This is a genomic window from Streptomyces viridochromogenes DSM 40736 (genome assembly GCF_000158955.1).
Classification (GTDB): Bacteria; Actinomycetota; Actinomycetes; order Streptomycetales; family Streptomycetaceae; genus Streptomyces; species Streptomyces venetus.
Genome location: NZ_GG657757.1, coordinates 14,992 through 30,743, shown reverse-complemented (window position 1 = coordinate 30,743; position 15,752 = coordinate 14,992). Strand labels below are relative to the sequence as shown.

At 67.6% G+C, this 15,752-nt stretch carries 15 protein-coding genes; 11 read left to right on the top strand and 4 right to left on the bottom strand.

All coding sequences use genetic code 11. The features are described 5' to 3' along the window. Positions 1–75: 75 nt before the first annotated feature. The 3 genes from SSQG_RS43825 to SSQG_RS00140 form a co-directional block, all read right to left on the bottom strand. Positions 76–423 (bottom strand): DUF6415 family natural product biosynthesis protein, encoded by a 348-nt coding sequence (locus SSQG_RS43825; protein WP_003987599.1) that lies wholly within the window; start codon positions 421–423, stop codon positions 76–78. Next, positions 423–845 carry an ATP-binding protein gene (locus tag SSQG_RS00145; protein WP_003987598.1) on the bottom strand — a complete coding sequence of 141 codons (423 nt, stop codon included), beginning with the start codon at positions 843–845 and terminating at the stop codon, positions 423–425. The genes SSQG_RS43825 and SSQG_RS00145 overlap by 1 nt, the downstream gene beginning before the upstream one ends. Before the next feature lie 317 nt (positions 846–1,162). Continuing rightward, complete coding sequence (locus SSQG_RS00140) at positions 1,163–2,008, bottom strand: hypothetical protein (RefSeq protein ID WP_003987597.1); 846 nt, start codon at positions 2,006–2,008, stop codon at positions 1,163–1,165. A 293-nt stretch (positions 2,009–2,301) separates the two neighbouring features. Between SSQG_RS00140 and SSQG_RS00135 the strand changes: the two genes are divergently transcribed. The 5 genes from SSQG_RS00135 (at position 2,302) to SSQG_RS00115 (ending at position 8,846) form a co-directional block, all read left to right on the top strand. Beyond that, positions 2,302–3,678 (top strand): cytochrome P450, encoded by a 1,377-nt coding sequence (locus SSQG_RS00135; RefSeq protein WP_003987596.1) that lies wholly within the window; start codon positions 2,302–2,304, stop codon positions 3,676–3,678. Beyond that, a complete protein-coding gene (locus SSQG_RS00130; protein ID WP_052310209.1) occupies positions 3,660–4,937 on the top strand; it encodes a cytochrome P450 in 1,278 nt (425 codons plus the stop codon). The genes SSQG_RS00135 and SSQG_RS00130 overlap by 19 nt, the downstream gene beginning before the upstream one ends. A gap of 392 nt (positions 4,938–5,329) precedes the next feature. Further along, positions 5,330–5,977, top strand: coding sequence for a hypothetical protein (locus SSQG_RS00125; RefSeq protein ID WP_003987594.1), 648 nt, complete (start codon positions 5,330–5,332; stop codon positions 5,975–5,977). Beyond that, positions 5,977–7,215, top strand: coding sequence for a DUF6545 domain-containing protein (locus SSQG_RS00120; protein WP_003987593.1), 1,239 nt, complete (start codon positions 5,977–5,979; stop codon positions 7,213–7,215). Before SSQG_RS00125 ends, SSQG_RS00120 begins: the two co-directional genes overlap by 1 nt. 203 nt (positions 7,216–7,418) lie before the next feature. After that, positions 7,419–8,846 (top strand): cytochrome P450, encoded by a 1,428-nt coding sequence (locus SSQG_RS00115; protein ID WP_052310415.1) that lies wholly within the window; start codon positions 7,419–7,421, stop codon positions 8,844–8,846. Between the two features lie 276 nt (positions 8,847–9,122). Here SSQG_RS00115 and SSQG_RS00110 read toward each other — a convergent pair whose 3' ends face one another. Beyond that, the gene (locus SSQG_RS00110; RefSeq protein ID WP_039931665.1) at positions 9,123–9,776 is read right to left on the bottom strand and encodes a hypothetical protein; all 654 of its coding nucleotides are present in this window, start codon (positions 9,774–9,776) and stop codon (positions 9,123–9,125) included. A 1,100-nt stretch (positions 9,777–10,876) separates the two neighbouring features. On the opposite strand from SSQG_RS00110, the gene SSQG_RS00105 reads away from it, so the two are divergent. From SSQG_RS00105 to SSQG_RS00080, 6 genes are all read left to right on the top strand, one after another. After that, positions 10,877–12,175 carry a hypothetical protein gene (locus SSQG_RS00105; protein ID WP_003987589.1) on the top strand — a complete coding sequence of 433 codons (1,299 nt, stop codon included), beginning with the start codon at positions 10,877–10,879 and terminating at the stop codon, positions 12,173–12,175. Positions 12,176–12,183: 8 nt separating this feature from the next. Further along, positions 12,184–13,008 (top strand): tryptophan synthase subunit alpha, encoded by an 825-nt coding sequence (gene trpA, locus SSQG_RS00100; RefSeq protein ID WP_003987588.1) that lies wholly within the window; start codon positions 12,184–12,186, stop codon positions 13,006–13,008. Positions 13,009–13,095: 87 nt separating this feature from the next. Further along, the gene (locus SSQG_RS00095; RefSeq protein WP_158680957.1) at positions 13,096–14,076 is read left to right on the top strand and encodes a hypothetical protein; all 981 of its coding nucleotides are present in this window, start codon (positions 13,096–13,098) and stop codon (positions 14,074–14,076) included. A gap of 68 nt (positions 14,077–14,144) precedes the next feature. Further along, positions 14,145–14,444 carry a hypothetical protein gene (locus SSQG_RS00090; protein ID WP_039931661.1) on the top strand — a complete coding sequence of 100 codons (300 nt, stop codon included), beginning with the start codon at positions 14,145–14,147 and terminating at the stop codon, positions 14,442–14,444. Positions 14,445–14,650: 206 nt separating this feature from the next. Next, positions 14,651–14,959 (top strand): hypothetical protein, encoded by a 309-nt coding sequence (locus SSQG_RS00085; RefSeq protein ID WP_158680955.1) that lies wholly within the window; start codon positions 14,651–14,653, stop codon positions 14,957–14,959. 17 nt (positions 14,960–14,976) lie between these two features. After that, complete coding sequence (locus SSQG_RS00080) at positions 14,977–15,597, top strand: hypothetical protein (RefSeq protein WP_003987584.1); 621 nt, start codon at positions 14,977–14,979, stop codon at positions 15,595–15,597. Positions 15,598–15,752: the final 155 nt, after the last annotated feature.

The window sequence follows — 15,752 nt, the reverse complement described above, 5'->3', positions numbered from 1 at the left end:
CTCCTTCAGGCACTGGACCCGCCACCAGGAGCTCCAGTGGCTCGTTGACGGACCAGGCCATCCGCCGCAGGTGCCCTAAGGCGGCCCGGAGCTCGCATGGCATGACCTCTGCGCACGCACCTCTCGCGCCTGTCGGATCAGTCGAGTAGCTTCGTCGTCCATCTGATGCGCCTCGGCGGCCAATGCAATGTCCACGAGCCGCATCAAGTGACCGCCGAGCCGCTCAGCGTGCCCCTCGAATTCGTCCGCACTCGGTACGACGTCGTCCGGGACGGCGCAGACATCGTCGAGTAAGGCCTCACCGTCGAACGGGGTCCACCGTCGGAACTTCGCAATCACATCCAACAGGGCGTCAACGTCAAGGGGTGGTTCTGCCTTCTGCGGGGTGGGCCCCGTCCAGCGGCGGATCGTGGCTGGTGGCATCACGACCGCTCCTCCGTTGGCACGGCGAGGTTGCACCACGTCAGGGTGCCGTCGTCGCTAGTGCCCCAGGTGCCGTGATGCTCCTTGGCCAAGGCCTCGACGAATGCCAGCCCGCGCCTTGATGTGTTGTCGTCGTCGGCGTGCTTGAGCGTGGCGTGACCGGACATGCCGTCGATGACGGCGACGCGCAGGAAGCCGTCTCTGACGCCGAGGTGCAGAGTGATTTTCGTGGCGCCGCTGTGCAGTAAGGCGTTGGTGAGGAGCTCCGACACAATGGTTCCCACGTCTTCGATCAGCGCCTGAAGCCCGCAGTGGCGGAGCCGAGCGGCAGTGATCCGACGCAATGTTCCTACTCGGCGCGCGTCTTCGGCCCGGGGAGCTTCATCACCACCGGGGTGAGCGACCTTGATGGTTTCGGTCATTAGTTCGCCACTGAGGGGAACGGCGCGAGGCGTTCGTACGGTTGTCGTCGTCATCACGTCCTCTTGAGGGAACGTGGAGCTGGCTGAGCAGCGTGAGCCGCGTTAGCGGCGTGGGCGTACGACGGCACAGGGCTGGGGTTTGACCCTGTGGCGCGGGAGCGGCGCCTTGACGGGTGCGCCTGGGCCACGAAGTGCGTCTTCATCCGGTCGGCTCCATGTCGAATGGCCAGTGACGACATGGTGGCCCCACAACTAGACCCCAACTATCAGGAGTTGATGATAGTTGGGGCCATAGATTCGCGAAGAGTGATGAAAGATCAGGTGACCTGCCCAGATGCGGCACTTAGCCAGGACCCGAACGACAGGAAGCTCTCCGGGAGACGGCGGTGGGCCGCCTCAAGGCCTGCGTACGTCTCCCGCACCGTCGGGTGGTACTTGGCTTGCTGCGGAGCCGCCTTGCGGGCCTTGCGGAGGTTCTCGAAGGACGCTTCGAGCTTCCCGGTCCACATCTGCGCCCGAGCGACCTCGGCGAAGAGGTGGCTGGTCCGGGACTTCGGCCAGTCCTGGGGGATGGTCAGGCCGCTTGTTGCCTCAACCGCCTCGCCGTACTGGTCGAGCTCGGCCAGCACAGAGACTCGATGCACCTTGACGTTGGTCGGGCCGAAGGTGAGGTAGTGCACTCTGACCGCTTCCCCGGTCTCCCCGGCGATCCGTTCGGCTTCTTCTAGGTGAGACAGGGCCTGGTTCGCGTCGTGAGCTCGGCCGGCCATCACCGCACCACCGAGGTGGAGCTGCCCGGTGACGACCTCGCGTTCCCGGGTCCCGTCCGCCTGCTGAAGGGTGGACAGTCCCCTGGTGACGAGTCGTTGCCCAATCTCGAACTTGCCCTCGCGCAGGTAGGTGAGCGCACGGAGGTACTGGTACATGCCGCCGAGGACGGCATCGGAGCCGCGCTGCGCGGCCCAGTCCATGCGGGCAAGGCAGAGCTGGGCGAGATCCGAAAACCCGAGCTTGGCTGAGACGTCGTATGCCGTGCGGTAGAACGACGCAAGCGTCAGCCACCCCTCCGTGCGGTTCAACGAGTGGGCCGCAGTGGTGCCCTCCTCAATGAGCCCCGCGACGTCGCTGGCGGCCTTCTTGATCTCCCCCGCACGGACGGCCACCAGGAGCGCCTCGGCGTCTTCCTGGAGCTCTTCGAGCCGCCGCGGTTGTACGTCCGGGTGGGGTCCGAGGTCATAGACGTCCAGGGCCTCCCGGATGGGCCTGATCAGGATGCCGAGTGGGAGGGTACGAACTGTTTACAGATGTTGACAAGTGGATCGCACTCCATCAAGATCTGAAGTCATCCGAGGCCGCAGAAGAGGTGCCCGTCGCCCCACGGCTTCCGGCCGCGAATGATCGCGGGCATGGCTACGCCTACCGTCCGCGGGTCCCGTGACGACTAGGAATCGGTGCGATGACCTACTCCCCTCACAGCGTCGGCTATCAGTCCGTTGCCTTACCGCTGCCCACGTGCCCGGAGCATCCCGGCCGCGTCCAACTGTCGGGCCTCAGCCTGGAGCCCACGGTCTACGACCGGATGAGGGAGGCCCAGGGCAATGTCGTGGAAGTCGAGTTGGAGGACCACGTCCCCGCGTACCTCGTCATCGGAAGTGAGGAGTTCCGGGAGGCATGCCGCAGAACTGACAGGTTCACTCCCGACTCCCGTGCCTGGAGTGAGTGGGGCCAGGTGAAGCCCGGTTGGCCCTGGAAGCCGCAGGTCGCCTACCTGCAAGGCAGCGCCCGGTTCGCCACCGGCGACGAGCACTGGCAACTGCGCAATCTACTCTCCTCGGGACTTGAGAAGGTCTCCACCGCCCAACTCCGCGCATTCACGGTTCGGGAGGCGGACCGGCTCATCGACCGTTTCTGCCAGTCGGGCAAGGCCGACCTCGTTGCCGACTACGCCATCCCGCTGCCCCTGTTGGTCATGCTCCGCCTGGTGGGACTTCCTCATGACGCCGGCCAGAGACTCCTCATGCTGATGCCGCGCCTGCTGGAAGGAGGAGAAGGTGCCCAGGCCGCCAACGATGAGATCAACAGCATCCTCGACGAGCTGGTTGCCGCCCGCCGAGACCAGCCGGCGAACGACTACACGTCCTGGCTGATCCACCACTCCAGCAGCGCCGATGCTCAGCAGCTCAGTGACGCGAAGGTACGCAACCTCGTCTGGACGACGGTCTTGGCCGGCTTCGGCGGGTGCGCGAACTGGATCTCCAACGTCATGGAGCAACTGGTCCGCAAGACCCGCTTCCAGGCACTCCTGGCCGCCGGAGAGGCAACGGTCGACGAGATCATGGTCGAAACCTGCTGGGACAACCCACCGGTGGCGAACGTTATGGGCCCCTTCGCTCTGACCGACTCCGTACTGGGCGGCCGGCTGATCCCTCGCGGCGCCATGCTGATCCGCGGCATCGCCGCCTCCAACACCGACCCGACACTCAGCGGCGACCGTCACGCGTGGACCCTCGGCAACGAGTCCCACAACGGGTGGGGCGCGGGCCCTCACGAGTGCCCGGCCCAGCGCACCGCCAAGATCATCGTCAGGACGGCGGTCAAGGCCTTCCTGGCCCGGTGTTGGGCTCCTGTGCTGGAGAACCCGGAAAAGCCCCCGAAACGCTCCTCGTTCATCGTGCGAGCGCTCGACGAACTGCCGGTCTCTTTCGCACCGAGCGTGCCCGTACTGGCCCGCCCCACCCCTGATCAAACGGCTCTTGGAGACGCTGGATGGAACTCTCGCTCCCTGTTCCCACGGCAGATGCTGGACGAGTTGCAGTGCCCATTCACGAGGTGACTCCCGCGCCGGAGACGGCGCTGAGCCTCGCACGCCCCGTCGCCACACTCGATCCCAATGCCCTCGACGTTCCCGCCGAGGGCGAGGCGCTGCGAAGGCTCGGACATGGTCTCGTGCCGGTCGCGCTGCCAGGCGCACCCGGACAGCCGACGGTCCGGGCCTGGGCAGTGACCGACCACGACGTCGCCAAAGCGATCCTGGACAGCAAGGACTTCGCCAAGAGCCCTGAAGCGTGGGAGGCCTACCCCGAACAGCTTCCCGAGCCCTTCCCCTTGCTGCAGGTGATCACAGCGCCGCTGCTCAGCAACGACGGATCCGACCACCGGCGGCTGCGCAGCCTGATCAGCAAGGCCTTCACCGCACGTCGTGTGGACGCGCTGCGCGGCCGCGTGGAGGAGATCGCGCAGGAACTGCTCGTCGATATCCCCACCAGCGAGAGGGTGGACCTGCGCCGGCACTACGCGCGCCCGCTGCCCATCCGCGTCATCAGTGAGCTTTTCGGCCTCAAGGACCTCGGTGACCGGGAGCGGCTGGCTGACGCCTGCGACGCCCTGCTCGACAGCCACGTCACCAAGGAGCAGGCCGGAACTGCCCACACGGTGATTCACGAAGTGATCAGCGGACTGATCGAGCGAAAGCGGCACCAGCAGGGCGACGACCTCACCAGCGCGCTGATCAGGGCTCGAGATGACGAGGACCGCCTGAGTCACCAGGAACTGCACGAGATGCTGTTCCTGCTGCTCATCGCCGGTATGGAGACGACGCAGAACCTCATCGTCAACGGTGCCCTGGCCCTGCTGGACCACCCCGCGGAGCTCAGCCTGTTGCTCGCCGGCGTTGCCAGCTACGCAACGGCGGTCAGCGAGACGCTGCGCTATGACAGTCCGCTGAACACGCTGATGTTCTACTTCGCCGTGCGCGACGTGACGATCGGTGAAGTGACCGTCTGCAAGGGGGAGGCGGTCCTGTTCTGCCTGACGGCGATCGGCCGGGATCCGCATACCGCACCCGACCCGGACGTCTTCCGGCTTGACCGCCCACCGGCGCAGATGCGGCACCTGTCCTTCAGCTACGGCCCGCACTACTGCCTGGGGGCGCAGCTCGCGCAGATGGAAGCCGAAATCGCCTTGCGGGTGCTGTTCACCCAGCGGACGGTGACCACGCAGGAGAGCCGGGCTTCTCTACCGCGGATGGCGTCCCTTTCGTCGCAGAGCGCGGCGTGTCTGCCCGTACAACTGGCTGACTGGCTCGCCGCTTAGCGGCGGCTCCGTAAAGCGTGCCGGCGGACGACCAATCCAGGGGTCGTCCGCCGGCATCTTCGTCGTGGCAGTGCAATCGGTCGAGAGCCTGGCCCGCCTCAGACTGCTTGCTGGAGCCATGACCATCGAAACAGACCACTTGGTTGGGTATTAAACGGGCCGTGCAGGCCGGTTTCGCTTCTTTCGCACCTAACGGAAAGAGTGCCACCAGGCCTTCCGGCCAGGTCTCCTTGCGTGATCGCGCATCGCGTGCCCCTCCGCTCCGCCAGCGAACCGCTGTCGCTGATAGCCTCACGGTGACCACGCAAAACAGACCATGCGGTAGGGGAGGCAAGGGAGCGTGGGTACGACGATCAGTACCTCCATTCTGCCGATGCAGTGCTCCTTCGATCATGAGTAAGCGCCGACGAGGATTCATACAGATTCTGCGCGCCGAGCTCACCGTTACCTGGGCCCGCGCCAGCGCCAGACGTCTCCTGCGGCAAGGCCGCCTGAAGCCGCACGAGGGACTGCAAACCCTCGTCGAGGCCGTCGCCCGTATGCGCGGCAAGCCCTTGATCGTCCGCTATGAGGCGCTGCTCGATGATGTGTCCGGGCTGTGTATCGAGACGAAGACAGCGGACATCATCCTGATCGACACGGCGGCTACCCCCCTGCTTGGACTGCAGATCCTGGGCCACGAGGTGCGGCACCTGCTCAAGGACTGCGGGAACCGTGCCCAACGGCTACGGCGCCGACTCGTCCGGCTGCTGGAACGCTGCCACCTGCGAACGCCCCGTCCTACGGTGGGCGATGACCAAGACCCCAACCATTCGCTGCTCTCCCCGCAGATGCTCGCCGGCCTGCTGCCGGCACTGCCGGACAGCGTCGTGCTGGATGTTCAGGAACGACGCGTCAGAGTGCACATGCGCGCCGGGGAACACGAGGATCTCGATGCGGCGGAGACCTTCGGAACGGAGTTGCTGGGGCTCCTGCCGCTGAACGCGGATACCGGATCCGGCGCCATCATCTCCTCTCTGGAGCGGGGGACCGGAATCTGATGCTGGACGCCGTGCTCACCGGCGTGAACTTGTTCGTCGCGGTCGTGTGCGCGGGTGCGGGCATCGGGAAGGCCGTGAACGCGCGCAGCAGGCCGGGCCTGCCTTTGAAGATCACTGCCTCGGTCCTGCTGTTCGCCTCGGCGGTCTATCTGCTGTCGGCCCCGGCTGTGTACCGGGCGGTGGGGGAGGCAGTCAGCTGGCCGAACGTGGCCTCGCTGCCGGTCAGTGTCTTCATTCTGCTGTGCATGGGGCACGCCCACCTGTTGACGATGCTGTGGCACCCTCGGCGCCGTACTGCGGATGCCCTGCGGCGGTCGATAGCCACGTGGGCCCCGATGTACGCGGTCGCGGTGGCCGCCATGGTCATCTTGTTCGTGGCCGCCGGCCCGATCGGGCCAGCCCGTCCGCTCACGTTCGCGGTGGCATTTGCACACCTGCCGTGGGTGCTTGCCTTTGAGCTGGTCTTTCTCACCGCACTGGTCGTGGGGATCATCGCGACGGTACGCCAGTGCCGCGGACCGGACGGCGTGATCGCGCTGCCCGAGCGCCCCGACCTCGCGCACAGCCTCAAACTCTTTGCCGCCGCCGTTGCCCTGGACCTCGCCTATGTCGCGGGAACGGCGATCGCCGTCATCGCAGCCTCCCGAGAAGATCACCGTTTCGACGTGCTCGCCGCGGCAGCCTGGGTGTTCGCCGGAGGCAGCGCTCTCGTCGCCAGCTACGGACTGGCCAAGCCAGCGCTGGCCGCCCGTGCTGCCGACCGCCGCGACCACCAGGCACTGATCCCCCTGTGGGAGGCCGTGGCCCTTCCCGGGCAGGCCGACCCTCTGCCCCCGAGCTGGCTCAACAGCCAGTTCGCGCTGACCCACATCGTGATCAGAATCCTCGACAACATCAGACTGCTTCGCCCGTGGACCCACCACGCGATCCACGACCTCGTCAAAGCCGAGTACAGGATGATCACCGAGACCACCGCCGACGATCTCGAACACCTCAGGGCGCTCGAGACCGCTGCCGCCCTGCAGTACGAGCGCCGTCTGCGGAGTGCTCCGGACGCACCCCGCGGCGGTGAGGCGGCACTGAGGCGGGCCTCGGCGGAGGCCGCCCATGGCCTTCCCACCGACGAGCGGGGCTACCTGCTGCGGGTAGCGGCTTGTGTGGATGATCCTGTCGTCACCGCGGTCGTGGACCGTCTCGCACCCCCGCCGTCGGCCCCCACCCCCACAGAGTCCCTGTAGCTGCATAGCGAGGTCGAAGCAGGAGCAACGGCCCTTCGACCTCGGCTCCTTCAACGACGTGTCGCTCATCAGATCAACAGAGCCGTCGACGCCGGACTGGCCGCCGCCGTTCAACGTCGTCAACCCCGGGTGAGCGGCGAGCGAGCGTCCTGACCGGGTGCACAGATTGCCTCAGCGTGGCCGACACCACGGCTGCGGCGGGCATGCCGCCGGTCACCTCATGGGCAGTGATCAGGGGTCATCCTCGTGGAAGGACTGTCGTGACCGCTGAGTCTCCCCCCATACCCAGGGCCGCGGGCTCCCTGCCGTTCCTGGGTCACATGATTCCGCTCATCCGCGACAACCTCGGTTTCATCGCCTCCCTCCGCCGCGACTACGGACCTGTCGTCGAGATCATCCTCCAGCCAAGGCACAGAACCGTCATCGTCCAGGACCCGGAACTCATCCAGGTCATGCTCAAAGACCTCAGCCCCCACCTCGACAAGGGCCGGTTCTTCGAGAAGATGGGCCAGCTCCTCGGCGACTCCGTGGTCACGGCCGCCGGGAAAGTACACCGCGACAAACGCCATCAACTGCAGCCCGCCTTCGCCCGCGACGAGATCGCCCGCTACGTCGACAAGATGCGCGACGAGGTCACCGCGGCCGTCGAGAGCTGGAAGCCAGGCCAGGCCTTCGACGTGCGGGAGGCAATGGTCAAGCTCTCCCTCGACATGCTCGCGAAGACCGTGCTGTCCGACAGTCTCGACGACGGCGCCTTTCGCCGCGTGCGCCAGGACCTGTCGGTCGTTATGGCCGGCGTCGGTGCCCGCGTCATGATGCCCGACTGGGTCGAGAAACTGCCTCTGCCCGCCAACCGCCGCTTCAACAGGGCCCGGGACGCCGTACGCGCCACCATCGAGGACGCCGTCGACAAGTTGCAGGCCGAACGAGGCGCCACCGGCGACCACGGCGCCGACGACATGCTGTCCATGCTCCTGCGCGCGAACATGACCAGGCATCAGATCTGCTCCGAGATCCTCACCCTGGCGGTGGCCGGCACCGAAACCACCGCTTCCGTGCTCTCCTGGACCCTCTACGAGCTCACCCGCCACCCCGACATCGAGGCCCGCGTCCTGGCCGAGCTCGACGAGGTCCTGGCCGGCCGCCCGGTCACCTTCGAAGACGTCGTCAGGGTCAAGGGCGAGGCCCGCCTGCCGTACCTGCAGCGCGTCCTCGACGAAGTGCTGCGACTTCACCACACCGGTCTCCTGGTGACTCGGCGCACCCTCACCGAGACCCGCCTGGGGGAATGGACGCTACCCGCAGGCACCGAACTCGCCTACTGCCAACACGCCCTGCACCGCGATCCGGACCTCTTCCCCGACCCGCTGTCCTTCAACCCCGACCGCTGGCTGGACACGAAGCAGCCGCCGCCCTCCGGTGCCTACCTGCCGTTCGGGCACGGCAAGCACAAGTGCATCGGTGACTTCTACGCACGCGCCGAGCTGACCACCGCCGTCGCCACGATCCTGCGGCGCAGGCGCTTCGATCTGGCCCCCGGCCAGACGGTCCGGCCGGTAGGAGGGGCGACGGTGCGGCCGGGGAAGATGGTGATGACCGTCCAGGCGCGAGAGGCGCCCGGCCGGGCCTGACACCTCGCAACCAGCACGTTCCAGCCAGAGCGCTGGCTGTTCGGTGTTCTGGCCACGTTGGCGGGGGAGGACCTCCCCGAACCCGTTGATCAGAAAGGACGCTGATGTTCCCACATCTCGCGTTACTCCCTCGGTGGGCCCTGCGGGCTGCCGCTGTCGGCCGCGTACTGGACAGGCTGAGGCGGCCGTTGAGGCGCCGCTAGGGCCATCGCGGATGCCGCCGCACGATGAGGGACGGCGGCATCCCTGTCCAGCCTGCGTGCCGGCGTGGCACGCTCACTTCCCGTCGCGAGGGGTCCGGGACTCCCAGGGGTTGTCGACCACGGCCAGCAGCGTGGGCAGCAGGTCTGCGAGCAGCCCGGGCTGCTTTGCGAGGTCGCCGGTGCTGCGTGCCGAAACGGAGGTGACACCTCGATTCTGAAGTGCCTGCAGTGTGTCCTGGGCAGCCCGGAGGGACGTCAGGCGGGCCCCGACATAGGCGGCGAGGGCCTCGCCCTCGCTCAGGGAACACCACCCGACGGGCACCTTGAAGTACTTCTCCAGCCAGGCCGCAGTCTGCCGGGTGGGCTCATTGCGGCCGTGGAGGAGATGATGCACAGCCGAGGCGGTGAGCTTGACCTTCTGCTCGCTTGCGATGGTCTCCGCGATGACCCGCAGCACGTGCTTCTTGCCGTTTGCGTCCCGGCGGGTCTCATGCAGGAAAGTCAGCCGCTCGGCGAAGGTCGCCGGGGCAGTTCGGGGAGGAGCGCCCTCGAGCCGAGCCTTGATGCGCTCAGGGGTAACTCCTGTCGCATAGCTCACCTGATCGAGGTCTGAGAGGACGTCGCCCCAGGACAGGCCGAGCTGCGCAAGGAGCTGGTTGCCCTCTTTCAGCCAGGGTGTGAACTGGTCCTCCACCACGGCGGCCGGCTCTGGGGCGGCATCTGTCACCTGTAGCTCTCCATCGGTGGCCCGGCGTTTCAGTGGGGGTGCCACGAGAGTACCGCGCACGTGGTCCGCAGAATCGGCTGCTCCTTGATCGTACGGGCGACGCACCTCCTCACGCCACAGTCGTTTACAAATGTTGACAGCGGGGCTGCGGGTACAGAAAGATCGAGCTAGCTGCGGTTCACATGCCGTGGCCGCAATGACGTTGGCTGTTGCTTCCACAAGGACGGCTTCCACAACTCCACCACCAGACCCAGACCAACGCATTGGGGTGCTCACTGGCGCGAGCGACCGCGCCGGGAACCAGGTTGGCAGCGGCGGCTACCGAGAGCTTCTCGGACGCTGCGGCTGGCTGGACCGCGGGGGAGCACCCTGCGCGACTCAGGAGCTGTTGCCCGTGCTTACCGCTGCCGCGACCGGAGCAAGACCAGGGCCGCGAAAGTAGGCCGAGCCATCCTGCTCTTGGGCTGATCGTCCCGTACGCCCTGTGACACGAGCGTGGCCGCCCCCTGTTGGCGCAGGAGACGGCCACTACACCTGACTCAGCCAGAGTCATCGCACCAGAGACCGAATTCAAACCCGCAACCCTGGGGCGCTCCGGCAGCGTGTTGCGACCACGCCGCCAAGACCAGAGTAGACCTGCCTGCACGAGCTGAGGGATCGTTTCCCCAACCACCGCAGGTACTGGATGGAGCTCCCCCCACCCAAGGGGATCCCGCATGCGCATGATTCGTCCATCCCTCCGCGACCGGCCCGTGCCGGAGCGAACCGCGCGCCGGCCGCATCGAATTCGATACGCCCTCACATCACCCGCGGCCAGCGCCGGGTAGAACGCGAGAGCGTCCTCGACGAGCACGCGAAAAGTTGTCGATCCGGCGGCTGCCAGGAGCTACGGACTCCCACAGGCCTTGACCTGCCGCCCTTTGACGCCCAAGGTCGGCCGAGTGCTGAGCTCCGGCTCCAGCCGCCGCGTTTCCTCCACGCCTGCGGTCTCGGCCTGAGCGGGGTGCCGCTTCCCCCCTGCGGCGCCCCGCGCATCTCCCTCACCCGACTCACGTCGCGTCCGGTCTGCCGCGACTCCTTCGACCTGGAGCCCTGTCCCCATGGCCATCCCCTCAGCGGCGCTCGAGGCCGGAACTGGCTCCGCCGCTGCCGCCGGCACGGTGGCAGTGGTCGCACCAGACAACGAATGCCGCTACGCAGCGGCCCTCGTCTGCCAGGGCTGGCAGCCCGTCGCCGTCGACCTGGCCCCCAGACTTCGGCCGCCCGCCGCGTCCACAACGCCAGACGCCCCCGGTTACGCACATCGGCTGGAACACACCGGCTCTCTCAAGCACACGGTGAAGTCCCTGCGCGAACTGGAAGTGTCCGCCGTGGTTGCAGGCAGCGCGGCAGGCATCCCCCTGGCCGAACGGGTAGCAAGGACGCTGCGCCTCACGGGAGCCGACCCCGACGCTTCACTGCTGCGCCATGACCGCGGTGCACAGGCCGCGACCCTGGAGCAGACAGGCCTCCCGGCCCTGCGCAGCGTGCGGACCACGAGCCTGGCCGAGGCGCTCACCTGGGCCGAGAACCACCGCCTGCCCGCATACATGCTGGCTCCGGCCGCGGCCGGAGTACCCGTGGAGCCTGTGGTGTGCGAGCACGAGGTCCAGATCAGTGCCACCTGGCCCAGCATGAGGCGCGAAGCCGCCCACCACTCCGGCGACGAGCACCTGGTCGTGGCCGAGTATCTGTCCGGACGCCGCTACCTGGTGAACAGTGTGACCCGGGTGGTTGACGGCCAGGCCGACCACGTCGTCACTGACGTCTGGGCCGAGACGCGCGCGTCCAGCGGACGGCTGGCCCGCACCGATCTGCTGAGCCGGCATCAGCTGCTCACCCGCGCGCTGCACATGTATGTACTTCGCGTACTCGATGCCCTCGGAGTGGTCTGCGGGCCGGTCACCAGCCGGATCGCCTACGCCGCCGACAGGGGACCGGTACTCCTGTCCGCTGTGGCCCTCCCGGACACCTCACCGGCGGACAGAGCGCTGCGTGAGGCCACCGGCCACGACCGTCTCGCCGCGGCACTCGACGTGGTAATCCCACCCGCTCCCGGCCAGCTCATTTCCGCGCCGACCGGCCACCGAGTCACCCGCGTGCATCTTCACCCCCGCCTCAGCGGCCGGATCGACCCGTGGACCGCACGCATCCTGCGGGGACTGCCCACTGTGGCCGCCGTGAGCCCCGACCTCCAGGCGACCGCGCCCGCCGCCCCACCGGCCAGGACAGAGGTCGTGCTCAGCAGCAGCGAACCGGACGCCATCGAAGGCGACTACCGCATCATCCGCGCCCTGGAGCGCGAATGCCTCTACCTTGCGGCCGCCGACGCCCCCCACCGGTTCGAGAGGCCCACGTGATCACGTCCATGCCCCCGTCCTGGGCTGCCGCCCGTCTTGACTACGCCCTCGCGACCAGCCGCTCCGAGCAGCGGGCCGCGCTGGGTCTGTACCTGCCAGTCGGCTACCCCTCCCGCACCGCGAGCCTGGACGCGCTGCACCGGATGGCGCAGCACGCCGACGTGCTGGAACTCGGCCTACCGCACAGCGACCCCCACATGGACGGCCCGGTGATCCAGCAGTCCAGTGCTCAGGCGCTGGACCGCGGCTTCGAGATGATCCATCTTTTTGAGGCGGCAACGGAGCTCACCGCGTCGAGCACGACCGCCCTGGTGGTGATGTCGTACTGGGACCCGATCGCGCGCTTCGGCCCCGAACTCTTCGCGGACCGGTTGTGCGTGGCAGGCGTCGGCGCCGTTTTGATCCCTGACCTTCCCGAGCATGCGACCGCCACATGGCAAAGCGCAGCCCGGGAAGCGGGCCTGCACGCGATCCCCCTGGTCCCGGCCCATGCGTCCAACGCCCGCCTGGCCGCGATCGGGGCCACGTCCAGCGGCATGGTCTACGCGCCCGCAACCCCCGGCCGTACCGGTGCCCAGCGGCCGCTCAGCCCGTACCTGCCCCGCCTGGTACGCCGTCTTCGAACAGCCACCAGACTGCCCGTAGCAGTCGGCATCGGGATCAGCACTCCAGAGCACGCCGCCCAGGCCTCCGCCTACGCGGACGCCGTGGTGGTCGGCTCAGCGGTCATCCGCCACATGCAGGCCCGGCCCGACGCACCCGCCGAAGCCGCCGCAGATACGGCCCGCGCCTTCGCCGGCGGTGTGCGCCGAGCCTCGAATCCCCTGAGCTGACCCACCTGCCCCATCCCCCCACATCACCGTTCCAGGAGGAGGAACCCCATGCATCGACCCGCCAGGCAGCCCACGCGTCTGCGTCGAATGACAGTGATCGCCATCGGCGTGACGACCGCGATACCCCTCACCGCCTGCGGCGCAGGCACGGACACCGACTCGACCGGTGCGCGCACGAGTTCCGCCCCCAAGGGCGTGGTGACGCAGGCGGCCGCCAAGAAGATCGTCGACCGCTACGAGCAGGTCAACAACAAGGCCAACGTCACGAAGAACAGCAAGTTGCTGGCCACTGTCGAGGCCGGCCAGGTCAACGAGCAGTCCTCGGCAGAGTACGAGCAGATGCACACCTGGACGGAAGCGGCGCAGAAGCGGTACCAAAAGCCATTTTTCTACACGAACCGGAAGTACTACATCCCAGCGGCCGGATCAGCTAGCTGGTTTGCGATGCAGGGGACGTCCACCAACGAAGGGGCGAAGGGGCTGATGGTCTTCGACAAGGTAGGGGGCACCTACAAGGCCGTCGCTGCCGTCTGGATGGCTAAAGGCGCAGCGGTCCCGGAGATCGCCGTCGACCGCAACGGAAATGCCGAAGCCGCCGATCCGACCCGGCATGTCGGGGCGCTCGCCCCCAACCAGCTCGGGGTTGCCCTGGCGGATCTGCTGGAGACCGGTGGCAAGAAGTCCGGCGCGAAGCTGGCTTCGACGACCACCACCAAGGACTACGTCGACAGCTACCGCGAGCGGAACCGCAGCACGCCGAAGGAGGACCTGAGCTGGCGGACCATGAACTACTTCGAAGCCGATCCGGCGCATCCGAAGGTCTATGCGCTGAAGACGGCCGACGGCGGCCAGTTCGCCCTCTTCCCCGCCGCTTTCAAGGCTGAATTCCTGCACAGGCAGTTCGCGAGCGGCGGCGTGATCATCCCGGGTGACGTGTCGAGGATCTACAACCCGAAGAAGCGCGCGGTCATGATCGACATGTATCAGGTTCAGGCCGCCGCGGCGCTGAGCCCGGGTAGCAAATGGCGGGTCTTGGGCGCCGAGGACGAGATGGTGGACTCCAAGTGAGTCCCCAGGACAACCCCTTCGATCCAACTGGCGAGCGGGGGCACCTCGCCTCACCCAGCAGAACCTGGGTGCAGACGCGTGACGCGCACCTCGCCTCCTTCATCGCACAGCGACTGACACACGTCAGCGCCACCGGCTGCACCGAAGAGAAGAAGACTGCCGCCGGCATCCAGAAAATCTTCGACCGCTGGAACCGACTCCGCGAGACCCCCGAGACGGGCAGCGACCTGTCCGCGACAGAGATCAGTCTCCTCGGATGGAGCCTTCGCTGCCTGGCCTGTGCGGCGTGGAGGGGGGCGCCGGGATGGGATCCATCGTTCCACCCGGAAGCGACCGGCCCGGCCTCGTGGGAGGTGCTGCTGTCATGACGGCGCCGTCCGACCCGGGCCAGCCCGGCCCGGGATCGCGCCTGGTGCCGGAGTACACGCCACCTCCCTAGTACGTGGATCCGGACAGTACAGCCTGGTACTCGGTAGCGCCTGCGGCACCGGAGCCGTCCGATGCATGCCGAGACTGCGGAGCCCTCCCGACGGCGCAGATCCGGGTGCGCGCGCACGCCGGTCTGCTGCTGGTCATGCGGGATCAGACCCTGGACGGCCCGTACTGCGCCACCTGCGGCAACGCACGCATACGCGCGATGACGACCCGGACGCTCTGGCAGGGCTGGTGGAATCCCCTGTCCCTCGTACTCGGCGCGCCCTTGACGCTGTGCCAGAACTGGTCGTCCTACCGACAACTGCGACGCCTGCCCCCACCGGTCCCAGTACCGGGCCGCCAACAGACCTCCCTGGGCCGACCTGTCCTCCGGCGCCCACAGGCCTACGTCGCACTCCTGCCCCTCATCACGGCCACCTGGCTCATCACCAGCGCCGTAACCCACTAAGAAAGGCACACACGCACATGTTCGTTCGCACAACTCGCCCGGCTCTCGCTGCGGCCGTCGCCGCCCTGGCATTGACCCTCACCGCCTGCGGCGGCGGAGACACCGCCGCGAAGAGCCCGGCCCCGGCTGGCGAGAAGGTGAGGGACACGCCCTCGCCCTCACCTGCGTCCGGCGGCGAGATGGAGAAGGACGAGAGCGCCATGGGCAAGGTCGACGAAGACCCCGGCACGGTCACCTACGACATCCTGCCCATGAAGGTCGACGTGAGCACCGAGGCCGAGGTTCAGAAGCTCGTCAGCCCCGAGGACAAGGGGCGGGCGAAGGGACTGGTGATGGCCACGGCCCACGTGCGGTACACCCACAAGGGCGGCCCCGCGCTCACCGACGGCAGCGACGCTGACGACGCGACCACGATCTGGGCCGACGGCGTGCGCGGCACAGTGTTTTCGTTCGCGCCCGAGGACGCTCCGGGCTGCGAGGACCGCTACGACGTCGACGACTGGAAGCCACGCGACAGCCACGTTTTCTGCGAGACGTACCTCGTCCCCGCCACTGCCAAGAGCATCGAAGTCCACTGGTCCGAGGGCGAAGCCGACGGCGAGCCGTACGTCTGGAAGTTCAACGCCAAGAGCGCCTGACTCAGGCAGGCGGCCGGGCGGCCCGCCGCCCGGCCCGCCGCGAACACTCCCGGCATCACCGCGGGGCGTAGCCGATGGCACAACGAGGGGGTCAGGTGGCCGGCACCGCAGCAGAGAAGGCCCACGAAATGGAGAGCCGAGGAGGAGCCGCTCGA